Origin of the sequence: Komagataeibacter sp. FNDCF1 (assembly GCF_021295335.1) — a bacterium.
Classification (GTDB): domain Bacteria; phylum Pseudomonadota; class Alphaproteobacteria; order Acetobacterales; family Acetobacteraceae; genus Komagataeibacter.
This window is the reverse complement of the sequence record NZ_JAIWOT010000001.1, coordinates 87,002-110,033: the sequence shown is the minus strand read 5'-3', so window position 1 is coordinate 110,033 and position 23,032 is coordinate 87,002. Positions and strand designations below refer to the sequence as shown.

Genomic DNA, 23,032 nt, shown 5'->3' with positions numbered 1-23,032 from the left:
ACCGGTGCACAGGCGCAATCATGAACGTCCCCTTGTGGCTGCGGTCACCGACTGGCAACAGGGAAACATTACGAAATTGCACCGGCAGAACGGGATGCGTGAAATTACTTAGAAAGGCCGCTTTCAAGGCTTTTTATCTGGCAGGAACCGCGCCGTACCCAACCGTCCGGCCAGATAACCGGCACGTGCCGCGCCGACATACGCGTCGTTCCGCCTGCGGCCGGAACGGGTTCAGGGCGTAAAGGCCGCCCGCCCTTACCGAACCGATATGTTACAGGCCACCCTGTTCGATAATGAAGCGGGCAATCGCCTCCACCCCCTCGCCCGCACGGATATTGGCGAACACGAAAGGCCGCGTGCCGCGCATGCGCCTGCTGTCACGGTCCATTACACCAAGGTCCGCGCCCACATGCGGCGCAAGGTCGATCTTGTTGATGACCAGCAGGTCACTGCGTGTAATGCCGGGCCCACCCTTGCGCGGGATCTTGTCACCAGCCGAGACATCAATGACATAGATGGTCAGGTCCGCCAGTTCCGGGCTGAAGGTGGCGGCAAGGTTGTCCCCCCCGCTTTCCACCAGCACCAGATCCAGCCCGGCGAAGCGGTCCGTCAGTTCCGCAATGCCGGACAGGTTGATGCTGGCATCCTCACGAATCGCGGTATGCGGGCAGCCGCCAGTCTCGATGCCCATGATCCGCTCGGGCGGCAGCGAACCCGCGCGGGTCAGGAATTCGGCATCCTCACGCGTGTAGATGTCATTCGTGATGGCGGCGATATTGTAGTCATCCCGAAAATGGCGGCACAGCGCATCCATCAATGCCGTCTTGCCCGTGCCGACCGGTCCACCAATGCCCGCGCGCAGCGGACCGTGTTTTGCCTTTGTCATGTCCTGAACAACCTTGTTTCCTGGGTTTCGTGATGCATGGCCGCAAGGTCGGAGCCAAAACAGGCCCCGCCCACGTCTTCCAGTGTCTGCTCCCGTGCATGCCGCGCCACCGCCGCCACAACGGGCTCCATCCGGGAAAGCGCGCGCAGCCCGTCGGTCTGGCCCAGCGGCACCAGCCTTACGGCGGCGGAGACAAGGGCGGCCACTGCCGCATATCCCCCCGAAAGCACGGCCTGCCCACACGCAACACCCCCACGACGGAACACAACTCCCTGCGCCACTGGCAGGGGCCAGCGCACGCCCGCCAGGGCAGCCCTTGGCGGTACGACGTCCCATACCCCGGCCGCGCGCAGGAAGGCCTCGCCCTGATGGATGGTTTCCTCATACCGCTCCCGTGATGACGCGCAGGCACAGGCGAACCGGGCGATATCACGCAGGCGCATGTCATCCTCGCCAGCATTCCATGCCGCGTGCAGGATGATGAGGTCGTTGCCCATGCTGCCATGCCGCAACAGGGCGCTGATCCATGCGCACAGCGTGTCCACATCACATACGGCGCCGCGCTCAACCGCCCATTCCAGTCCATGGCTGTAGGCATAGCCGCCCGTAGGGAAAGCAGGCGATACCCATGACAGGAGCCGCAGGAAATCCTGCCCGGCCAGCGGCGCGTGGTCAGTCATGCGAATGATGGTGGTGACCGCCGCCATGGTCATGGGAATGGGCATGGTCGTGATTGTGATCGTGAGTGTGTCCATGTGCGCCCGTGCGCCCGGCATAGGCCCCGCTTTCGGGGTCAAAGGGGGCCTGCACGGTACGGACATGCCCACCAAGGCCACGGATCATGTCGGCAATCACATGGTCCTGACGCACAAGGATACGCTGTTCTTCAATGGCGGCGGGCAGATGCCGGTTGCCCAGATGCCAGGCCAGCCGCAGCAGATGCAGCGCGTCATGTGCGGTAACTGCCATCAGGTCCTCCGCCATGGCCTCGACCCGTATGATACGGCCATCCTCCAGCCGCAGGCCGTCACCATCATGCAGCAGGCGGGCATGGTCCAGGTCCAGCAGCACTTTCGCGCCCGAACGCAGGGGCAGCATCATGCGCCGGCGGTGGCGGCCCTCATAATCGGCGGCGAATACATCCGCCGCACTGTCTTCGGTCCAGCTTCCCGCTGGCAAGATTTCGGCAACACGGGTCATCAGAACAGGAAATACCTCTGGGCCATGGGCAGGATGTCGGCAGGCTCGCATGTCAGCAGCACGCCATCGGCACGCACCTCATACGTTTCAGGATCGACCTCGATATGCGGCATGGCGTCGTTATGGATCATGCTGCTCTTGCCAATGCCGCCGCGCGTGTCGGATATGGCGGCAAGGCCCTTGCTCAGGCCAAGTTTCCGGCCGATATCATCCTCCAGCGCCGCCTTTGACACGAATGTCAGGCTTGTATGTGTCAGCGCGCCGCCATAGCCGCCGAACATCATCCGGCCATGCACCGGCTGCGGCGTGGGGATGGAGGCGTTCGGGTCGCCCATCATGGCATAGGCGATCGCGCCGCCCTTTATGACCAGATCGGGCTTGATGCCAAAGAAGGCGGGGTCCCACAGCACAAGATCCGCCAGCCTGCCCACCGCGATGGACCCGACTTCATGCGATACCCCGTGGGCTATCGCCGGGTTGATGGTATATTTGGCGATGTAGCGCTTGACCCGGTTATTGTCCGCCGCGCCATCACCCGGCAGCGGGCCGCGCTGGGCCTTCATCTTGTGGGCCGTCTGCCATGTGCGCAGCGGTACTTCACCCACGCGGCCCATGGCCTGGCTGTCGGATGACATCATGGACAGCACGCCCATGTCGTGAAAGATATCCTCCGCCGCGATGGTCTCGCGCCGGATGCGGCTTTCGGCAAAGGCGATATCCTCCGGCACCTTCGGGTCAAGGTGATGGCAGACCATGAGCATGTCCAGATGCTCGTCCAGCGTATTACGCGTATACGGCCGCGTGGGGTTGGTGGAAGACGGCAGCACATTGGGCAGCCCCGCCACCCGGATGATGTCCGGCGCATGGCCACCGCCCGCCCCTTCGGTATGGAAGGCATGGATGGTGCGGCCCCGGAAGGCCGCGATCGTGTCCTCAACAAAGCCGCTTTCGTTCAGCGTGTCGGTATGGATCATGACCTGCACGTCCATCCGGTCGGCAACGCCCAGGCAGCAGTCGATGGCGGCGGGTGTCGATCCCCAGTCCTCATGCAGCTTCAGACAGCTTGCCCCCGCGCGCACCATTTCCTCCAGCGCTTCGGGGCGGGACGCATTGCCCTTGCCCGCAAAGGCCAGGTTGACAGGAAAGGCGTCGGCCGCCTGCAGCATGCGCGCCAGATGCCACGGACCCGGCGTGCAGGTGGTGGCCGCCGTGCCCGTGGCAGGCCCGGTGCCCCCGCCCAGCATGGTGGTGATGCCGGATGCCAGCGCTTCCTCGATCTGCTGGGGACAGATGAAGTGAATGTGGCTGTCCATGCCGCCCGCCGTCAGGATTTTACCCTCACCTGCGATGATTTCCGTGCCCGGCCCGATGATGATGTCCACACCGGGCTGGATATCGGGATTACCCGCCTTGCCAATGGCCGCGATCCGCCCGTCGCGCAGCGCCACGTCGGCCTTGACAATACCCCAGTGGTCGATGATCAGCGCATTGGTGATGACGGTATCCGCAGCGCCCTGCGCCCGCGTGACCTGGGACTGGCCCATGCCGTCACGGATGGTCTTGCCGCCGCCAAAACGCACTTCCTCGCCATAGATGGTAAAATCCTTTTCCACCTCCACCAGCAGGTTGGTATCCGCCAGCCGCACCCGGTCGCCCGTGGTGGGACCGAACTGGCCCGCATAATCATGCCGCGCAAGACGGGTCATTGATCCACGCCCCCCATCACATCCCCCCTGAAGCCGATCACGCGCCGCAAACCGCGCAGCGGCACCAGTGTCACGTCACGCTCCTGCCCCGGCTCAAAGCGCACGGCGCCACCCGATGGCACATCCAGCCGCCAGCCAAGCGCCTGCGCGCGGTCAAGATGCAGGGCGGGATTGACCTCGGCAAAATGGTAATGACTGCCGACCTGTACAGGGCGGTCACCGGTATTGGTCACGCGCAGCACGCGGCGGGGCTGGCCGTCGTTTAGGGCAATGTCACCACCGGCAGGCAGGATTTCGCCAGGCACGGCGCCTTCGGGCAGCGGGTCAGCGTATCGGGTCATGGACTGTCACCAGTTTCGTACCATCGGGAAAGGTCGCCTCGACCTGCACGTCATGGATCATCTCGGCCACGCCGGGCATGACCTGCGCGCGCGCCAGCACATGGCCACCACTGGCCATGAGATCGGCAACACTCTGCCCGTCACGTGCCCCTTCCACCACATGGTCGGTAATCAGGGCCACGGCTTCGGGGTAATTCAGGCGCACGCCACGCTCCAGCCTGCGCCGGGCCACCATCGCCGCCATGGAAATGAGCAGCCTGTCCTTTTCTCGGGGTGTCAGCTTCATGTCTCGATCCGCTCTCCGTTATCCGCCTGTCTCGCCCCGCCATCATCATGACCGCCATGTGGAAGGCATGGCCCGTGCGCCCCGCAATACGGGCAGGATGTGTCGCACGGCACCCTCCAGCGGCCAGCCCCCCCGGGCCAGCCCCCTTACCACCAGCATGCCATTCCACGCCGAGGCGGCAAACCCCGCGCATTCGGGTGCCCCGAGTTGCAACCGCAGGGCAGGCAGCAGGTCCATGGCCTGCGGACTGACCAGCACCAGTGTCGCCACGGCTCCCTGCCCGCCTGCGATGGCGGGCTGTGCCAGCAGGTCCGACACATCCGTGCCTTCCAGCCGCAACGTGTCCTCCAGCAGCGCTTCGCCATCACGCCGGATGGACAGGCGGTCGCGGACGGCCAGCCGCGACAGACGCTCCCCCGAGCCCTGGCGGCCGAATATCCGGTTTTCCAGAAACAGGAAGGTGGAGGAGCCCGCCATATCCACCGTCATGTGGCGACGCAGGTGGCTGCCATCGAAAAAGATCGTGCCATGCGGAAGCCACTCAAGCCGCGCACCGGCCTCAATCCGGCATGTGACCGTGATCTCGGCTGGCGCATCATCGGGGCGGGCGCGATAGATCCGCTCCGCCGCCTGTGAAGTCACCAGAAGATCCGTCCCCTCCCCACAGGCAAGACGGCCTTCGATGCGGTCCCCTGCCGCAATGCCGCCAGATATGTTGACGGTGGCGGCCTCCACCCCCTGCCCCGCGACGCGCGGAAAAAGCAGGCGACAGCACCCCGCCTGCACCAGATCGGCCATGCGGGTGCGGGAGCCGGAGGCCCTGACTTCCAGTCCAAACTGCCCTCTTGCACGCTGGAGAGGTGTAATCACAGACCCCACTTCCGCCCTTCGCTATCGCGCCGCTGATCTTACAGCCTGTACCCGACAGGTCCATTGCGTAAATTTGCGTAGGTTCGGAACGCTCTGATCAGCCGGGAGCAGGCATGATTCAGGCCCTGTCAGGAATCGGAGGGGAACGGTCCGTACTGACGGACGGGCACCATGGGCGGGTAGCGTCCCGGAGTGTTGATCCTTAACGGGAGCAGACCCGGCCGGATGCCATTCCGGTCGGGTTAAATGAATGATCAGGCAGTGGATTCATCCTTGCTGCCTGTTCCGGTAATCTACCATACGGTGAACCCGGCATCGACATTGACAATGGCCCCGGTCATCAGACTGGCTGCATCCGATGCCAGAAACTGCACGACCGAGGCGACTTCGTCGGGCTGGCCCACGCGGTGCATGGGCGTACCCTCCAGCCATGCGTCGTACAGGCGTGGATTCTCCATGCCAAAGCGGGTCAGGGTGGTCTCGATGTAGGTGGGGGCGACCGCATTGACCCGCACCCCGCGCATGGCCCATTCCGCCGCGAGTGATCGTGTATACTGATGCACGCCGGCCTTGGATGCGTTATAGGCCGCCTGTTCCTGCGGGCGGTTGACAATCAGGCCCGACATGGACCCGATATTTACAATCGCGCCCCTGCCCTGTTCCAGCATGATGCGGCCGAATGCCCGGCAGCAGCGGAAAATCCCATTGAGATTGATATCGATCTGCCTGAGCCACTGGCCGTCCGTCATGTCCTCGGCCCGGACTTCGGAAATGCATATCCCGGCACTGCAGACCAGGATATCGACACGGCCTTCCTCCGCCCCGATCCGCTTAGCGCAGTCATCCACCTGTGCCGTATCGGTTACGTCAAGCAGCGTGGCCGATACATCCAGCCCCCGCGCCGCCAGTCCGCTCACGGCATCCGCCGCCAGTTCTGCATCGCGATCGGCAATGATGACGCGGGCGCCGAATTCCGCCAGCGCCGTAACGCAGGCCAGACCGATGTTCTGCGCGCCGCCGGTTACAACCGCGACACGCCCGTCAAGGCGGAGTTTTTCCGTATACATATGCCTGTATCCTGAAAAAAGGGATCGTTTACCCTACGCTGGCAAGCAGGGGATGCTCCACCCCGCGGGCCAGCGCCAGGCCATTCGCATCGAACAGATGGCAGTGTTCTTCCTCAAACGTCAGGTTTACGGGCATATCGGCACGGTTCATGTTGTTCCCGTCCGTCTGCACCACGATCATCTGCCCGTCAGGCAGGCGTACATGCAGCAGCGTGACCGCCCCCAGCCGTTCACTGACTTCGACCACGCCTGCGACTGCTCCATGCGGATCAATACGGATATGTTCGGGCCGGATGCCCAGCGTGGCCGGGGCACCCGCTTCCAGTCCGGGCTGCTGCGGCTGCATGGGGATGGATACGCTGACCGCCCCGACCCGCACCTGCATGACCCCTTGCGGGGAAAGCGCATGAAGGCTGCCGGGCAGCAGGTTCATTGCGGGGGATCCCATGAAGCGCGCCACAAACAGGTTGCGGGGCCGGTGATAGAGTTCGAGCGGGGTGCCGATCTGTTCCACGCCCCCCCTGTTCAGCACCACGATCCTGTCGGCCATGGTCATGGCTTCCACCTGGTCATGGGTTACATAGATTGTGGTTGCGCCAAGCCGGCGATGCAGGCTGGCCAGTTCAACGCGCATCTGCCCGCGCAATGCGGCGTCGAGATTGGACAGCGGTTCATCGAACAGGAAGACCCTGGGGTTGCGCACGATCGCACGCCCGATCGCCACGCGCTGCCGCTGACCACCCGACAGCTGGCCCGGCTTGTGATCAAGATAGGGATCAAGCTGAAGGATGCGCGCCACATCACTGATACGCTGCCGTCGCTCGGCTTCGGGCATGCCTGCCAGCCGCAGGGAAAACTCCATGTTGCGATAGACGGTCATGTGTGGATACAGCGCGTAGGACTGGAACACCATGGCCACCCCGCGGCGTGCGGGTTCCGTGTCGTTTACCCGCCGTCCGTCAATCAGCAGGTCACCGGCACTGATGTCCTCCAGCCCTGCGATCATGCGCATCAGGGTGGATTTGCCACAGCCCGATGGGCCTACGAACACGATGAACTCCCGTTCCGCAATGGAAAGAGAGACACCCTTGATGATTTCCTCGCTCGAATAGGTCTTGCGCAGGCTGCGCAGTTCTACGGTCGCCATGGTCTGTGCGTTCCTGTTACGGGGGCGTGGGGTGTGGCGTGCGGGCCGTGGGGCTTTATTTCACCGCCCCGAATGTCAGGCCGCGCACAAGCTGTTTCTGGCTCACCCAGCCAAAGATCACGATGGGGGCCACCGCCAGCGTCGAGGCGGCGGACAGCTTGGCGAAAAACAGCCCTTCGGGGGAGGAAAAGGAAGCAATGAAGGTTGTCAGCGGTGCCGCGGCGGAGGACGTCAGGTTCAGTGACCAGAACGTTTCATTCCAGCACAGGATGAGGGAGAGCAGCCCGGTCGAGGCAATGCCCGGCAGTGCAAGCGGCATCAGAACCTGTGTGACTTCCTGCCAGCGTGTGGCCCCGTCCATCCGCCCCGCTTCCAGTATGGGAACCGGCACTTCGCGGAAGAAGGTGTAGAGCATCCATACCGTGATGGGCAGGTTGGTCAGCATGTAGATGATGATCAGCCCCGTCCGGCTGTCCAGCAGGCCGGTTGCGCGGGCCAGCAGGTAGATCGGCACCAGCACGCCCACGGCAGGCAGCATGCGGGTGGACAGCATCCATAGCAGCGTCATGCGCGTGCGCGGCCCCGGCAGGAACGCCATGGCATAGGCCGCAGGGATGGAGACAAGCAGCGCCAGCAGGGTTGCCACCGTCGAGATGACAACACTGTTGATGGCGAAATGCCAGTAGCTTTCCTGCGCAAAGACATCCCGATAGCTTGAAAGCGTTGGACTGAAGACGATATGCGGCGGTGTTGCAACCGCGTCGGGTTCGCTCTTGAAGCCCGTCAGGAACATCCACAGGATCGGGAAGAACATCCACAGGGCGATGCCCCAGGCCAGTATGCCGGTTGCGCCATGGCGCAGGCGTGTGCTGGTGCGTGCCATGTCAGGTCTCCAGATTGCGGGCCACGGCGCGCAGCAGGAAGGCTGCCACCACATTGGCAATGACAATGGCCACCACGCCCCCTGCCGACGCCCCGCCCACGTCAAACTGCAACAGCGCACGCGAGTAGATGAGGAAGGCAAGGTTGGTGGAAGCGACACCGGGGCCCCCTGCCGTGGTGACCGAGATTTCGGCAAATATGGTCAGCAGGAAAATCGTCTCGATCATGATCACGACCGTAATCGCGCGCGACAGGTGAGGCAGGGTGATGTTGATGAACTGCGCCACCATGCCCGCGCCATCCATGCGTGCGGCTTCCTTCTGTTCGGTATCGAGCGACTGCATGGCAGTCAGCAGGATCAGGACCGCAAAGGGCAGCCATTCCCACGATACGATCATGACCAGCGTTGCCAGCGGGTAACGTGACAGCCAGTCAACCGGTGTCAGGCCCACCGCCCGCATCATGGCGGAATACACGCCATAGATCGGATGGAGCATCAGGTTCTTCCACAGCAGGGCGGCCACCGTGGGCATGATGAAGAAGGGCGAGATGACAAGAATGCGGGCGATGTTGCGCCCTGCGAATTCCTCATTGTACAAAACGGCCAGCAGGGTACCCAACCCCACCGATATGACCAGCACGCCACCCACCAGGATGGCCGTGTTTTCCAGCGATGTCAGGAAATCCGGGTCGGTCAGCAGATACCAGTAATTGCTGATGCCCGCGAAGCCCTGTTGCGTGGGGTCAACAAGGTTGTAGTTGCGCATGGAGTACCACAGCGTCATGAGCAGTGGTACGACCGACCAGACCAGCAGTAGCATGATGGCGGGTGACTGAAGCACGAAGCCCTGCAGGTCCCGGTTGCGGGCCGCCCTGCCTGCTGGCTGGGCGACTGCGGGCGTGTGTATGGCTGCCTTGTGCATTGTCGCCCCCTTCAGTGCAGGTAACCGGACTGGCGCATGGTGCGTGTCACGGCGGCCTGCGCCGCACTTAGCGCCTGTTCAATCGCCATCTGGCCCGACAGTGCTGCCGCCACCGTCTGGCCAACCTGGGTGCCAATGCCCTGGAAGGGGGCAATGCCCACGAACTGCGCGCCACCATAGGGGCGTGGCTGCTTTGTCGGGCCGTTGGGGTCAGCCGTGTCTATGGCGGTATGGACGAATGTGGCGAAGGGGGCCGCCTTCTGGTAGTCAGGATTGTCGTAGGTGGACACGCGGGTGCCCGCCGGGACCGCCACCCAGCCCTTGCGCTGCGCTACCAGTTGGACATAGGTCTTCGATGTCGCCCATTCGATGAAAAGGCGCGCATCATCCGCATGCCTGGAGGAAGCGGGAATGGCCAGGTTCCAGCTCCACAGCCATGTCGGTCCCTTGCCATACGGGCCGGTGGGCGATGCGGCAAAGCCGACCCTGTCCGCCACATGTGACTGTTTGGGATCGAACAGCAGGCCGCCCGCAACCGTTGAATCAACCCAGATGCCGCAATGGCCGCTGGCAAACAGGGCAAGGTTTTCGTTAAAGCCGTTGGATGTGGCCCCTGGCGGGCCATCGGCCTTCATGCCCGATACGTACCATGTCAGCGCCGCCTTCCATTCAGGGGTGTCGAGCATCGGCTTCCACCCCATGCCAAACCACTGCCCGCCAAATGTATTCACCAGCGAACTGACATAGGCCATGTTCTCCCCCCAGCCCGGCTTGCCGCGCAGGCACAGGCCGTAGATCTGGCTGTCCTTGTCAGTAATTTTATCAGCATAGGTGCGGATCTGGTCATAGGTGGGGTGCTGCGGCATGGTCAGCCCAGCCTTCTGAAACAAGTCGGTCCGGTAATAGGTCATCACACTTTCTGCATAGAAAGGCAGGGCATACAGTTTGGAATCCACACTCAGCCCCGCACGGACGGAGGGTATGATGTCATCCATACCGTAATCGGAACCGGGCCTGAGTTCGGCCAGCCAGCCCTGCCTTGCCCATATCGGCACTTCGTAATTGCCAATGGTCAGGATATCGAACTGCCCTGCATGGGTTGCGATGTCGGTCGTGACACGCTGGCGCAGGACATTCTCTTCCAGTGTTACCCAGTTCAGGTGGATATCGGGATGGGCCTTTTCAAACTCCCCCGATAATTCCTTCATGATGATCATGTCACCATTATTGACGGTAGCGATTGTAAGCGTGCCGGCCGCCTGCGCGCCGCCTGCCATCAACAGGCCGATGGTGGTCATGCAGGCCACGATCCTGGAAGTCACCATTATAATACCCTTTATTGATTTTTATGGATTTTTTCTGGTATTCTGTCAGGTGGACAGGGTTCTGTTTTTTTCCTGTAAAGTGCCATGGGCATCATGTAGTTCCCATGCCAGAAACCTTATTTGTTCATGATCTGCCTGTAGCGGATCTGGTCGGCATGCATCTGTGCAAAGACCTGGAATTTCGCTTCATGAAAGCGGGCACTTTCCGCAACGGGCAATATTTCCGCCCGCACGCGTGTCATGGCCGCCATGGCCGCCCCGATTGTCCGATAGGTTCCCGCCGCCACGGCGGCCATTACCGCGCTGCCCAGCAGCACGGCATCGGGTTCTTCCGGCAGCACGATGCGGCAGCCCGTGGCATTGGCATGCTCGCGTAGGAAAACGGGATTTTTCGTACCGCCCCCTGTTGCGATGATCGTATCGATCGCATAGCCCTGCCGGTTCAGCATCGCCACGATATCGCTCGTGCCATAGGCCAGTCCCTGTATGGTTGCCAGATACAGCACGGCCAGATCCCGCACCGTGGCGCTCAGGCCCAGCCCGCTGATCATGCCGCGCAGTGTCGGGTCGGCATGGGGGGAACGGTTGCCATGGAAATCCGGCATGACATGCAGCTCTTCCGTCAGCGTTCCCGCGGGCCTGCCGCCTTCAGATGCGGCAAGCAGGTCGTTCAGGACCTGATAGATCGTCCTGCCTTCCCTTTCGGCCTGCTGGCGCAATGCCGGTGTGGCGGGATGGGTCGTGATGATGAAGTCAATCAGGCTGCCGGTGGCTGACTGGCCCGCCTCATTCAGCCACATGTCCGGCAGCATGGCATCTCGGTAGGGCCCCCATACCCCGGGTACGAAGCGGGGCTGGGGAGAGACGGCCATATGGCAGCTTGATGTGCCACCAATCAGCGCCAGCCGCCGGTTGAGCACAGGCGGTTCATCCCCGATCGTGCTACCGATCACGCCAATGCCCCCCGCATGCGCATCAATGGCGGAAACCGCGACCGGCGTACCGGCCGGCAGGCCCAGCTCCGCAGCAGCGCGGCTGTCCAGCCCGGCACCGACACGCGCGCCCAGCGCCCTGATGTCGGTGCCGATGCGGCGGTAGCCCTCATCAGCCAGCATGCCCAGCCCGATTGCACGGAAATAGGCATCGTCCCAGCGGTTTTCATGGGCGAGGTAGGTCCACTTGCACACGGTCGAACAGCGTGAGCGTGACGTGGCTCCGGTTGCGCGCCAGGTCAGGTAATCCGGCAGGTCAAGGAACAGGGTGGCGCGGGCAAACACATCGGGCAGGTGGCGCCTGAGCCAGAGCAGCTTGGGCGTTTCCATCTCGGGTGAAATCACACCGCCCACATAGCGCAGCACGTCGTGTTGACCTGCATTGATTTCGGCGGCTTCGGCCATGGCGCGATGGTCCATCCACAGGATCACGTCCTGCTCCGGCGCACCATCCATATCAATGGAGAGTGGCCCCCCGTCGGGACCGACCACAACCAGTGAGCAGGTTGCATCAAACCCGATGCCGCATACTTTCAGTGCCCCTGCGGCCGCATCGCGTGCCAGGGACAGGGCGGTGGCCACGCTGTTGCACACCGCACGCCATATGTCGGTGGAAGACTGCTGCATGTGGTCGGGGCGCGGCTGCCATGTACGGGTGGGAGTACTACCCGCGCCAAGCCTGTGGCCATCAAGCGTAAAAACCCCCGCGCGCGCGCTGCCTGTTCCCACATCAATACCAATGACAACATCCATCTGCCCGGCTCACTCCTTCCTGTCGGATAACGGACCTGCAACCCTGCCGCCACCGTGTCGGGAAGGCAGGGCCGGCAGGAAAGGGCCATCACTCCCCTATGATGATGCTTTCTTCCTCGATCTTGCCCTGCAGTGCCTTCTGTGCACGCAGTTGCGCGGGCAGGAAGGGAAATACCAGATACTCGTAGGCCGTGGCCCCCAGCAGTCCCCCGATCAGTGGCCCGGCAATGGGCACCCACCAGTAATGGCCCGCAGCAGGCAGGGCGGCCGCATGCCAGCCCGCCAGCCAGGCGAACAGTCGGGGGCCGAGATCGCGGGCCGGATTGATGGCCCATGCTTCCAGATACCCCATGGAGGCGCCAATGGCCGCAACCAGAAAACCGATGATCAGCGCACCGAAATTGGCGCCGGGCGCCATTTCGTTATACTGCTCGGTAATGGCGAAGATGCCGAATATCAGTATGGCGGTCAGGATGATTTCATCACTGAAGGCATGCCATACGGTTATGCCCGGTGCGGGGGCGGTAAAGAACACGCCCGCCCCGCCACCAGTCGCGCGGGCAAGGTGGTGGATATCATTGAAATGGTTGATGACAGGATAGTAAAGCGCATAGACCAGCCCTGCCCCCACAAAGCCGCCTGCGACCTGCGCCATCCAGTAGGGCAGCACCTTTTTCCACGGAAAGGCGCGATAGGTTGCCAGCGCAAGGGTAACCGCCGGGTTGGCATGCGTGCCCGATACCGACCCGGTGGCATAGATGGCGACAGTCACCCCCAGCCCCCATACAATGCATACCCCCCAGTAGGACTGCAGGTATGGGCTGGGATCATAGAGGAGATACATCGCCGCCACCGAATCACCGAAGGCAATGATGATGAATACGGCAAGAGCTTCAGAAATCAGCTCGCCCAGGAATTCCCGATTCATTGGCCTGTTTCCTTATGTATTGGACCGGACCCGGATCACTCCGCCCAGTCAAAGGATTTCTGTACCGCCTTTTTCCACCATGCCAGGTAACGGCTGCGCTGTTCGGCCGGCATCGTGGGCTGCCAGGTGCGGTCCACTTCCCAGTTGGCGCGCAGGTCATCGATATTTTTCCAGTAACCAACGGCCAGGCCTGCAGCATAGGCCGCGCCCAGGGCGGTGGTTTCCACCACCTTCGGGCGCACGACCGGCACATTCAGGATATCGGCCTGAAACTGCATGAGCAGTTCGTTCGCCACCATGCCGCCATCCGTCTTGAGGCTGCTCAGGATGATGCCGCTGTCCTCCTCCATCGCGGCGACCACATCGCGCACCTGAAAGGCCGTTGCCTCCAGTGCCGCGCGTGCAAAATGCGCGCGTGTGACGTAACGGGTCAGCCCGACAATGGTGCCACGGGCATTTTCCTTCCAGTAAGGCGCGTACAGCCCGGAAAAGGCGGGCACGATATAGATGCCGCCATTATCCGCCACGCTGCGCGCCAGCGGTTCGATCTGTGTCGCCAGATCGAACAGCTTCAGATTGTCGCGCAGCCACTGCACAAGCGCGCCCGTAATGGCAATGGAGCCTTCCAGCGCGTAGCGCGGTTCTTCCGTGCCGAACTGGTAGGCCACCGTTGTCAGCAGCCCTGCCCCAGACTGGACCGGATCGGTGCCGGTATTCATCAGCAGGAACGAACCGGTTCCATAGGTGTTCTTGGCTTCCCCCGGCGCAAAACAGGTCTGCCCGACCAGGGCCGCCTGCTGGTCCCCCAGAATACCGGCAAGTTTCGTGCCCTGCAGGCTGGGGATCGTGATCGTGCCATACACCTGTGATGACGGCACGATACGGGGCAGGCATGCGGCGGGAATGGAAAATGCCTCGAGCATGTCCTCATCCCACGCGCAGGTTTTCAGGTTCATGAGCTGGGTGCGTGAGGCATTGGTCACGTCGGTGATATGAATGCCCCCTTTGGTACCTCCCGTCAGGTTCCATGAAAGCCAGCTGTCAACCGTGCCGAACAGCGCCTGCCCGCTTTCGGCTTTCTGGCGCGCGCCCTCCACGTTATCCAGCAGCCAGCGCAGCTTGAGACCGGCAAAATAGCTTGCCAGCGGCAGGCCGGTCACGGCGCGGAAGCGGTCCTGCCCCCCGTCACGGCCATATTCACTGACCAGCTGGTCCACGCGGGTGTCCTGCCATACAATGGCGTTATGAAGGGGCAGGCCCGTTGTCCTGTCCCACAGCACGGCGGTCTCGCGCTGATTGGTTATGCCGACCGACACCAGGCTGGGCGCACCCAGATTGGCGCGCGCCATCGCGGCACCAATCATTTCATTGGTATTTTCAAGAATTTCCATTGGATCATGTTCAACCCAGCCGGGCTGGGGATAGATCTGGCGGTGTTCCTTCTGCGCGACGGAAACAACCGTTCCCTTCCGGTCGAATATCATGAAGCGGGAACTGGTCGTGCCCTGGTCTATCGCGCCAACGTATTCCGTCATGCTGCATTCCTTTTTTATATTTTTTCAATAACGTTTCCCGATATTGGAATGTTATCTTCTTGCAAGAATATTTTTTCTGCATATCCGGGTTCAGAAAACGTTTTTACTTATTATTTGTGCAGAATTTCAGCGGAAAAGCCTGACCGGACCGTTCAGAGATTGGTGGTGAACTGGAACCCGATCACCGCCGCATCATGGAAGGTTGTCGTGGCCCCGGGGCGCTGCAGGTACTGGAAATCAGGCTGGAAAGCCGTGCCACGCGCAACGTGGATGCTGTAGAAGGCTTCCCATACGTTTTCATGGCTCTGTATGCCGTAAACGGCGCCCCACTGATTGGGCAGGTAGGGCAGCCCAAGTGCAAGCGAGGATTCCTGCTGCAGGGCCACGGTATGGCTCATTTCCATGTACTGGAACATCGCACCCACCTGATCCAGCGGGCGGCCCCAGGGGGTGCCGCTTTGCAGCAGGCCGATCCATTCATGATCCCGCATGGCCACCTGGCTGCCCTGCGTATAATCAACGCCGCCAATCACGATCAGTCCGTTTGCCAGTCCGTCCCCGCTGCGGTGGATCATCTGGTTGAACATGAGCCATGCCGCGTTCATGCCGGATTCATAGCGCCGCGGCAGGCCGCTCGCCTGAAAGGAGTTGCCGTTTATGTCGGCATAAAGGTTGGGATAGCGGGAATTGTCGTACCAGTACCCGATCTTGTAGTGGCCCAGCAGGTGGTGCCTGCCAAAGGAGGGGCTCCATCCGATCTCGACCTGGGAGGAAAGCTTGCCCAGTCCGTCCTGTCCCAGCGCCCAGCCGGATATGCCGCCGTTATAGGCATGGGGGCTGACGGCAAATATGCCACCCATGATGTAGGTCCGCAGCGTGGGCCTTACCCGCAGGACCGCACCGAGGTTGCCCGAAGGCCAGTCTCGTCCGCCCGGCACGTATTTGGAAGGTGCCGGATTGCCGCACACCGATACGTTCATGAACGAACAGGCAAGATAATCCTGGTTGAAAAAACTGCCTGTTGGTATGACACCGACCGAAAGGATGATGCGATCGCGCAGGAAGCCCTTGTCAGCATACATGTCCACCAGATGGGCAACCACGTTGCCACGTGCGCCATATATTTCTTCAGGGTTGGTGACCGAATCCCCCATGGCATTGGACAGGCTGTTGCCGTGCCCGTTGATGACCAGCATATGGGTCCAGAACGATGGAATCCCTGCCAGGCGTTGCCAGTCTATGTCCAGCGCACCCGCGACCTGGCCTGCCAGCACGTTGGCGCGCTGCTTGCCGCCGGTAATGTTACCCATGTATTCTTCATTGACGGTAACATTAAGGAATATGCCCCGATTTGTCAGCCACGGCTGTATGCCGCCCCAGTTTCCGAACAGATGGGGCGTGGCGGTCAGCATGGGTACGAGAGGGCCGATCGCCACCTGTCCCATTTCGGTCATGGGAAAGGCAGCGGGTTCATAATGGCTTGTAAAGGCGGTCTTGGCGGTTTCTGTCTGCGCCAATACTTCGGAAGCGAGCATGCAACAGGCAAACAGCATCCCCATCGTAACGGCCAGAAGCCTGATACGGGCAGGAAAGCCATACCATGTTATTGCAGACTTGTTCTTGGTTTTGACGCATGTCTTGATGACATACATTGTCTGCTCTCCCTTCCCGGGCGGTTTGGGGCCACGGGTTCGGCTATCGGAACAGGATGTCTATCGATTTACGGATAAGAAAGATTTAGTTCATAAATAACACAAGTTTGTGAATAATCCGGCCAATCTATATTTGATGTAAATTAGTATCACGTCTTAATATTTGGGACCGGGGATGCAACTTGCTGCTATATGCAGTGCGGGCATAAATGGCCATGCACGGTGCCCCTGACGCATTGCGGCACGACCCCGGTCCCCGATTGTCCCGCACAGGTTTTCGATCCTGTGGATTTGTGAGGGTTTTGTACCGGTCAGGAAGTAATTGTGCCACACCTGCTTCAAGAGCGAGAGGGCTGACGCCGGCATGGTGTCATGAACCGTATCTGCCGTATCCCTGCCAGGCCTTGTGGTACTGGGGATGGTGGGCGCCCGTGCTGGGGCGCAGAATCATGGCGTCTGGCAATACGGGGCATATTCCGGGGCATCATGGCCATGGCAGTAACGGGTGCCACTGACCGGATATTCCCGGTGCAGACATAATATCTGTAAATACGGCTGGTTGCCGTCCGTCATGGCACGTTGCGATGCGCCGGGACGGTCTTACGGTCGGCCACCAGCAGCCAGGGCCGACAGTACACCGTGCTTTTATTTACTTATCGCCTTGATACGACCAAACGCATTGAAAAACCCGTTCAGGGATACTGGAAAGGCGATATTCTGCCCCCGTACCGAAACGGCTGCAATCTGCATGGTTTTGCTGGCCTGCAGATGGGAAAGAGCAGATACATCAAAGGACAACGGGGCAATGCAGCCTGCCGGCAGGCATGTCCTGAAGGCAATGGGCTGCCCCAAAACCGTATTATCCACCTTGAGTGCAATCCCCTTGCCCAGATCCAGACCAAACGGGAGCAGCACAATGCCACGTAGGCCCTGCCGGTCGGTCGACAATTCCATATTCATGACCGTCTTGCGGGTTTTCTGGTCAATGACCTGCTGCACCATGATGCAGCCGGCCCGTTTGTCCGCCTGCTGGCAGATGACACGCCAGTCCTGATAGGTTTCATTGATGGACGTAGCCCCGCCTGGCAACAGATGCGCATCCGTTGCTGATACGGGTGCTCCCGTTGTCGGTGCTTCAGTCTTTGTACTGGATGTGGATGCTGTAGCATGCTGCGCCACCTCCGTCCCCGCTACGGCGAAGATGGCCAGTGATGCAACGGAACCTGCTATGATTTTCCAGTTCATTATTCAAAATCTCGTACAGACATCAGACCGGCACCGACCAGTCGGCCAGATGTAGATTGATCAAAAAAATCGCTATGCCCGGATCAGAACTTCCAGGCAAAACGTCCGCGCAGGCCACTATCCACCGACCGGTTACCGTACTGGCCGATATAGGAAATACCCAGTTCGAGGCGATCCGTCAGGTGCGCACGCAGGCCGGCGTTCAGCACGGCGGCATCACGCGACAGGGGCACACCGGCGACATCGAACGAACTGCCGCCCGCGGCAAACGCTTCGCGCGTGGTGGGAACCGTAGCGCCAAAGGTATGGCGGTAAGCCAGGCTGCCTTCCGGCACCAGCAGGACGTTGCCAGCATGGAATACGGAGGACATGCGCACGCCGAACGTGGAATAGGTCGTGCCCGTATCGATGGCGCGCCCGTTCAGCGCCGCAGCCCCACCATGTTCACGGAAGCTGTCCGTATGCATGTTGACGTAGGCGACATTACCGAACGGCTCGATCGCGGTCTTGCCGAGGTCGAAGCGATACCCCAGGTCACCAAAGCCCTGCGCCACGCCGCCATTGTAGCTGCTGTTCAGCTTTTCATAAAAACCAGGGAAGGACGCGCTCCGGCTGGTGGACATCATCGCCCATGTATAGGTCGCACCCATGCGCAGGGCCAGATGCCCCCAGTGTGTCCCGGCATAGCCGCCAACCGTTACGTTGTTGCTGTGCCCGTACGCATCGGTTCCTTCCGAACTGAAGGTCGAGCGGCCATAGCTGACCAGTCCGCCAACGCGCCACGTCTTGAAGACCGGTGCATCTGCCCCCAGCACGAAGCCGCCAACGGAATGGTTCATGCCACCTGCATTGCCATCACCGGAATTATGGCCCCATGACCCGAAGGCCTCACCCCACAACGTCACGCGGTCCTGCATACAGGTGCCATCCGTCCTGCGGCCCTTCAGGGTTGCCGTCTTCTGGTTGGCGTCAGCGCCGGGATCACACGCGGCATTGCGCAGGCGGTCAATCGCGGCATTGCGAACATAAAAACTGTCCTCGATCAGCGCAGTGCGGGCGGATGCATGGATCTCGCCCGACAGGGCATCAAAGGCTTTGCGCGCCTGTGCCCCGTTCAACTGTTCGATGGCGTTTACCATCGCATTGCTGCCACCCATGCCATCCAGCACGGCCGCCACGTCGCGTTCATTGCGTGTGTTCGCAACGGATTCGAAGGTCGTCGTATTCCGGCCCAGCGTAATATCCACGTCGTCCGCAGTATAAAGCAGTTCGGGCGAGAGGAAGGTATAGGCATCCGAAAGATTGGTCGAAAGCCCCGCAAACTGCCCCGTTACCCCGGTCCCGGTGGTCAGGATGGTATATTCGGTCCCGGGTTTGAGCCTGGTGCCACTGGGAACCGTGAATTCGACCGTGCCGCCATTCAGGGTCGCCCCGCCGGTAACCGATACCAGGTCGCTCTGCCCCGCGCTCCCGCCATTGACGACATAGGTGGAACCGGCCCCCATGTTCAGGTTGCCGTCAATCGTCAGCATTCCCAGCGCATTGCCGCCCGCAGGTGACAGCGTGCCCCCATTGGCAACGGTGGTCGACCCCACGGTCCCGGTGCCAGCCAGCGTCCCCGCCCCGCCCACGGTCACGCTGGAATTCGCCAGCGAGCCATCGACCGTCAGGGTACCGTCATTGATGCTGGTGTTGCCGGTAAAGCCGGAATCATCACTGGCAATCGTGACATCACCCGAACCGTCCTTTACCAGCGTGCCGGAGCCGCCCAGCCCGTTGCCCAGCGTGCCATCCGTGTCCTGGTCCAGCGTCAGGCTGGCGCCCGTTTCGTCATTGATCGCACCCGTGCCGAAGCTGGACGTCGTGCCCACCAGCGTGCCGCCCTGAATATCGGTCCCGCCGCTATAACTGTTGTTACCGCCCAGGATCAGCGTGCCGCCATCGGTCTTGGTCAGGGTCGTGCCACCCGCAACCTTGCTGTCATCAATCTTTGAATCGATTTCCGCGACCGTATCCGCACCGGCGGCCGTACCGTCACCGACGCGCAGCGTCAGGTCCGAGCCGGATGAATACAGCGTATCACCGGTAATGACATATCTGCCGCCGCTGGACGCATCGGAATTGGCGAACTGCGCGCCGCTCAGCGTCACATCGCCACTGCTGTCATCAACGGTGACGGTGCCACCCTTGCCTTCGAATATATCGAATGCGCCCTGCGTGGAGGGGGTATTGCCCGTTCCGGACGAAGTGGTCCAGTTGCCATCGCCACTGCCACCCGGTGCGGTCCATACGCCATTGCCGCCATTGACCTGCCCGTTGCCGGATGTGCCATCGCTGCCGTGGTCGCCGTTGACATTGCTGCCATCCCAGTACTGCTCCTGGGTGCCAGTCGCCGCCACGACCAGATTGACTTCGTTGTTGACGGATGTCTGAAGTGTTTCATCCGTCCCGGCCAGTGTCACGCCATTATTGGTCAGCGTGCCACCATAATCATACAGGCGATAGACACCCGGCCCGAAATCACCGCCCGGGCTCTGGCTGACATTCAGGGTGCCCGCTATCGTCAGGTTGCCCCCGACACTGACCAGGTCGTTATATTTTCCACCCACTGTCCCGGCCTGGCCCATATCGAAATTCGCGACGGAACCGCTTTCCTCGGTCAGGTTGCCACCAATGGCGAGCGTGCCGACGCTATTGGTGCCATCACCGGGTGACAGCGTGCCGCCACTGGCAATCGTGACATCCCCGCCCATGGTCCCGACACCCGACAGCGTGGCGCCCGACGCAACCGTCGTCGTGCCGCCGATCTGGCTTTCATTGCCATCGACCTGCAGCGTGCCCGCGCTTACGGTCGTGCCGCCGCTGTAACTGTCGGCGGCGTTATCAAGCACCAGCGTGCCACTGCCTGTCTTGGTCAGGCTGCCAGTGCCCGTGACCGTGTTGGCGAGGCTGTCGGTATCGGTGGAGGCGACATCGACATCCAGCGCCGCATCATCGGTAATCGCACCGGAACCGAAGCTTGTGGTCGTGCCCGCCAGCGTGCCGCCGGAAATGGTCGTGCCACCGCTGTAACTGTTGGCGCCGGTCAGGGTTGTCGTGCCCGCGCCCGCCTGAACCAGCGCACCGGTGCCGGAAACGGGTGCGGACAGGATGACTGCATCGGACCGGTCCACGACCAGCGTGCCGTCGTCGCTGATGCCAGACGTGCCATCAAGGGAACCGGACGTCCCACCCGTGCCAAGCTGCAGCACCGCGCCGGACGCCACTGTCGTCGCACCGCCATAGGTATTGGCGCCCGACAGAGTTTCCGTCCCGCCCGAAACCGTAAGCCCCCCCGCACCAGACAGCGCGCCGGAATAGGTATCCGCCGCGTTCGTCAGCGTCAGGGTGCCGTCGAGCGTGCCATTGCCACTACCCGACAGCGAACCCGCGGATGCGCCATTCGTCGTCACGTCAAGGCTGGTTCCGTTGCTGGCCAGCGTCCCGTTAATCGTGTCGCCATCCAGTGTCAGCACACCGCCCGGGGTGTTGGCCACATCGCCCGTTACCGTGTTGCCCGCGCCCAGCGTCAACGTCCCGGCGTTCGTTGCACTGCCGATCGTTCCGCCCGTGGCGGTGGCCGTGCCGCCCGTCCCGTTCGCCAGCGCGCCTGAGACGGTGCTGTCCGTCAGGGTGGCGTTACCTGTATTATCCAGCGACGCCAGCGTGCCGTTCTCCGCCGTAAGCGTGGCGCTGTTCGTTGTGGCGCCCACCTTGCCGCCATTGACATCCATCGTCCCGGTGTTGCCGACCGTGCCGGCAACCGTGCCCGTCACATTCAGGTTGCCGGCATTGCTGGCATTCCCGGCAACTGATCCGGTCACATCCAGTGTGCCGGCAGATGCCACCGTGGTCATGCCGGTATAGGTATTCGCCCCCGCCAGCGTTTCCGTCCCGCCAGCCACCGTCAGCCCGCCCGTACCCGACATGTCGCCGCCATAGTTGCCGCTGGCGTTGGATAGCGTCAGGGTCCGGCTCCCCAGTGAAACACCACCCGTGCCATCAAGGGTCTGGACGGACGTGCCGGATGTCGTACCGCTGATATCGAACGTCCCGCCCGAATTGACAGTAACACCACTGGAATCCGTCACGCTGCCACTACCGGACAGGGCAAGGGTGCCTGCACTGATCGTTGTCGCCCCGCTATAGGTCTGGGCCGTATCGAGGGTTGTTGTGCCGCTCCCCTCCTGTGTCACGCTTCCCGTGCCGCCAATGGCCAGACCAGACATGGTGGCACTGTCGCTACGGTCAAAGACAACCGCACCATTATCCGTCACATTCCCGGTCAGGCTGCCGGCCGTGCCCACACCATCCGCCTGGTCGCCAATTTTCAACGTGCCTGCGGTATCGACCGTCATGGTTCCATTGAACGAACTGTTGTCTGCCGTCAGGGCAAGGGTACCTGCATTCACATCAACTGTAACAGCCTGACTGCCCCCTTTGGCATTGACCAGTTCCGAATTGAGGGACCTGTCTACCTGCCAGGTGCTCGTTCCTTCCTTGTCGAGGGTAGCAAACCCCTCGACACCCCCCTGAAGGGCGGAAGACATGGTCAGCGCGCCAGCGGCTGCAGATTCTGCGGCCGTACCGCCAAGAACAAGCGTATTGGCGCTGTTGCCCTGGGTGCTGACAGTTCCGGTAATCGTTGAACCCGGATCGACCTCCAGATTGGTAGCGCCCTTGCTGAGCTTGATCTGACCTTCGATCGTGGCGCCAGATTCATTGGTGATATCGAATGTTTCGGAACCACCTTCGCCGATTGCAACCATACCACTGTTTGCGGTGCCTTGCGACGTATATCCCGCAATAATGCCATTATTGATTATTGTTGCAGTGCTTGATGCTGACGTAACATTGGCTTTATCGTCATTGAAATACATTGCATCTGCATTGTCTGACGATATGGTGCCATTATTGATTATGGTATTACCGGTACCGGTAAGGTTGATGGCTTCCGCCGTTTTCTGGGAACCTGTGGCAAGAACCTGACCGCCGGAATCAACAGTGATCGTTGTTCCGCTTTCCCCTTCTATAGTGTCGGTACTGTTCAGGCCGGGGATGGTCCCACCCAGTGAATTGGCATATAGGGGTGTATAGGGGTTATCTGACTCGGTAGTAATCTTTCCCGCTATCTCGACTGTACCGCCTCCCCCGACAACAACCGCATCGTTTGCAACTGTAGAGGGATCGGTGTTCGCGTTACTGTATGTCGAGACGGTATCATCAGCCGCGATCTTAGAGCCCGATCCGAAAGT

The 23,032-nt window shown here is 61.4% G+C and carries 18 protein-coding genes; all 18 read right to left on the bottom strand.

Going from position 1 to position 23,032, the window contains the following annotated elements:
- Positions 1 to 271: 271 nt before the first annotated feature.
- Positions 272 to 886 carry an urease accessory protein UreG gene (gene ureG / locus LDL32_RS00495; protein ID WP_233063464.1) on the bottom strand — a complete coding sequence of 205 codons (615 nt, stop codon included), beginning with the start codon at positions 884 to 886 and terminating at the stop codon, positions 272 to 274.
- On the bottom strand, positions 883 to 1,548 hold the full coding sequence (locus tag LDL32_RS00490; protein ID WP_233068607.1) for an urease accessory protein UreF: 666 nt from the start codon (positions 1,546 to 1,548) through the stop codon (positions 883 to 885). Before LDL32_RS00490 ends, ureG begins: the two co-directional genes overlap by 4 nt.
- A gap of 10 nt (positions 1,549 to 1,558) precedes the next feature.
- Complete coding sequence (locus tag LDL32_RS00485) at positions 1,559 to 2,086, bottom strand: urease accessory protein UreE (protein ID WP_233063462.1); 528 nt, start codon at positions 2,084 to 2,086, stop codon at positions 1,559 to 1,561.
- Entirely contained in the window at positions 2,086 to 3,792 is a 1,707-nt protein-coding gene (gene ureC, locus LDL32_RS00480) for an urease subunit alpha (protein WP_233063460.1), read from the bottom strand. The genes LDL32_RS00485 and ureC overlap by 1 nt, the downstream gene beginning before the upstream one ends.
- The gene (locus LDL32_RS00475) at positions 3,789 to 4,133 is read right to left on the bottom strand and encodes an urease subunit beta (protein ID WP_233063444.1); all 345 of its coding nucleotides are present in this window, start codon (positions 4,131 to 4,133) and stop codon (positions 3,789 to 3,791) included. Before LDL32_RS00475 ends, ureC begins: the two co-directional genes overlap by 4 nt.
- Positions 4,117 to 4,419: an urease subunit gamma gene (locus tag LDL32_RS00470; RefSeq protein WP_233063419.1), complete on the bottom strand. Its 303-nt coding sequence runs from the start codon at positions 4,417 to 4,419 to the stop codon at positions 4,117 to 4,119. The genes LDL32_RS00475 and LDL32_RS00470 overlap by 17 nt, the downstream gene beginning before the upstream one ends.
- Before the next feature lie 45 nt (positions 4,420 to 4,464).
- Positions 4,465 to 5,289 (bottom strand): urease accessory protein UreD, encoded by an 825-nt coding sequence (locus tag LDL32_RS00465; RefSeq protein WP_233063417.1) that lies wholly within the window; start codon positions 5,287 to 5,289, stop codon positions 4,465 to 4,467.
- A gap of 293 nt (positions 5,290 to 5,582) precedes the next feature.
- Positions 5,583 to 6,356 (bottom strand): SDR family NAD(P)-dependent oxidoreductase, encoded by a 774-nt coding sequence (locus LDL32_RS00460; RefSeq protein WP_233063400.1) that lies wholly within the window; start codon positions 6,354 to 6,356, stop codon positions 5,583 to 5,585.
- Positions 6,357 to 6,384: 28 nt separating this feature from the next.
- Positions 6,385 to 7,503 (bottom strand): ABC transporter ATP-binding protein, encoded by a 1,119-nt coding sequence (locus LDL32_RS00455; protein ID WP_233063391.1) that lies wholly within the window; start codon positions 7,501 to 7,503, stop codon positions 6,385 to 6,387.
- 55 nt (positions 7,504 to 7,558) lie between these two features.
- On the bottom strand, positions 7,559 to 8,386 hold the full coding sequence (locus tag LDL32_RS00450; RefSeq protein ID WP_233063388.1) for a carbohydrate ABC transporter permease: 828 nt from the start codon (positions 8,384 to 8,386) through the stop codon (positions 7,559 to 7,561).
- A 1-nt stretch (position 8,387) separates the two neighbouring features.
- Entirely contained in the window at positions 8,388 to 9,308 is a 921-nt protein-coding gene (locus LDL32_RS00445; protein ID WP_370636603.1) for a carbohydrate ABC transporter permease, read from the bottom strand.
- Between the two features lie 11 nt (positions 9,309 to 9,319).
- Positions 9,320 to 10,633, bottom strand: a complete 1,314-nt coding sequence (locus tag LDL32_RS00440; RefSeq protein WP_370636602.1) for a sugar ABC transporter substrate-binding protein — start codon at positions 10,631 to 10,633, stop codon at positions 9,320 to 9,322.
- 116 nt (positions 10,634 to 10,749) lie between these two features.
- Entirely contained in the window at positions 10,750 to 12,378 is a 1,629-nt protein-coding gene (locus LDL32_RS00435; RefSeq protein WP_233063365.1) for an FGGY-family carbohydrate kinase, read from the bottom strand.
- 88 nt (positions 12,379 to 12,466) lie between these two features.
- A complete protein-coding gene (locus LDL32_RS00430) occupies positions 12,467 to 13,306 on the bottom strand; it encodes an MIP/aquaporin family protein (protein ID WP_233063356.1) in 840 nt (279 codons plus the stop codon).
- A 35-nt stretch (positions 13,307 to 13,341) separates the two neighbouring features.
- Positions 13,342 to 14,841 (bottom strand): glycerol kinase GlpK, encoded by a 1,500-nt coding sequence (gene glpK, locus LDL32_RS00425; RefSeq protein ID WP_233063354.1) that lies wholly within the window; start codon positions 14,839 to 14,841, stop codon positions 13,342 to 13,344.
- 152 nt (positions 14,842 to 14,993) lie between these two features.
- Complete coding sequence (locus LDL32_RS00420; protein WP_233063345.1) at positions 14,994 to 16,493, bottom strand: carbohydrate porin; 1,500 nt, start codon at positions 16,491 to 16,493, stop codon at positions 14,994 to 14,996.
- 645 nt (positions 16,494 to 17,138) lie between these two features.
- Entirely contained in the window at positions 17,139 to 17,738 is a 600-nt protein-coding gene (locus tag LDL32_RS17780; RefSeq protein WP_255673751.1) for an invasion associated locus B family protein, read from the bottom strand.
- An 83-nt stretch (positions 17,739 to 17,821) separates the two neighbouring features.
- Positions 17,822 to 22,546: an autotransporter domain-containing protein gene (locus LDL32_RS00410; protein ID WP_233063335.1), complete on the bottom strand. Its 4,725-nt coding sequence runs from the start codon at positions 22,544 to 22,546 to the stop codon at positions 17,822 to 17,824.
- Positions 22,547 to 23,032: the final 486 nt, after the last annotated feature.

Bases quoted from the DNA above. Each gene is read 5' to 3' on its own strand.
- LDL32_RS00435 (WP_233063365.1), bottom strand. From the start codon at position 12,378: ATGGATGTTGTCATTGGTATTGATGTGGGAACAGGCAGCGCGCGCGCG.
- LDL32_RS00455 (WP_233063391.1), bottom strand. From the start codon at position 7,503: ATGGCGACCGTAGAACTGCGCAGCCTGCGCAAGACCTATTCGAGCGAG.
- ureC (WP_233063460.1), bottom strand. From the start codon at position 3,792: ATGACCCGTCTTGCGCGGCATGATTATGCGGGCCAGTTCGGTCCCACC.
- LDL32_RS00430 (WP_233063356.1), bottom strand. From the start codon at position 13,306: ATGAATCGGGAATTCCTGGGCGAGCTGATTTCTGAAGCTCTTGCCGTA.
- LDL32_RS00460 (WP_233063400.1), bottom strand. From the start codon at position 6,356: ATGTATACGGAAAAACTCCGCCTTGACGGGCGTGTCGCGGTTGTAACC.
- LDL32_RS00475 (WP_233063444.1), bottom strand. From the start codon at position 4,133: ATGACCCGATACGCTGACCCGCTGCCCGAAGGCGCCGTGCCTGGCGAA.
- LDL32_RS00440 (WP_370636602.1), bottom strand. From the start codon at position 10,633: ATGGTGACTTCCAGGATCGTGGCCTGCATGACCACCATCGGCCTGTTG.
- LDL32_RS00470 (WP_233063419.1), bottom strand. From the start codon at position 4,419: ATGAAGCTGACACCCCGAGAAAAGGACAGGCTGCTCATTTCCATGGCG.
- LDL32_RS00445 (WP_370636603.1), bottom strand. From the start codon at position 9,308: ATGCACAAGGCAGCCATACACACGCCCGCAGTCGCCCAGCCAGCAGGC.
- LDL32_RS00485 (WP_233063462.1), bottom strand. From the start codon at position 2,086: ATGACCCGTGTTGCCGAAATCTTGCCAGCGGGAAGCTGGACCGAAGAC.
- LDL32_RS00420 (WP_233063345.1), bottom strand. From the start codon at position 16,493: ATGTATGTCATCAAGACATGCGTCAAAACCAAGAACAAGTCTGCAATA.
- LDL32_RS00410 (WP_233063335.1), bottom strand. From the start codon at position 22,546: ATGGTTGCAATCGGCGAAGGTGGTTCCGAAACATTCGATATCACCAAT.
- LDL32_RS00450 (WP_233063388.1), bottom strand. From the start codon at position 8,386: ATGGCACGCACCAGCACACGCCTGCGCCATGGCGCAACCGGCATACTG.
- ureG (WP_233063464.1), bottom strand. From the start codon at position 886: ATGACAAAGGCAAAACACGGTCCGCTGCGCGCGGGCATTGGTGGACCG.
- glpK (WP_233063354.1), bottom strand. From the start codon at position 14,841: ATGACGGAATACGTTGGCGCGATAGACCAGGGCACGACCAGTTCCCGC.
- LDL32_RS17780 (WP_255673751.1), bottom strand. From the start codon at position 17,738: ATGAACTGGAAAATCATAGCAGGTTCCGTTGCATCACTGGCCATCTTC.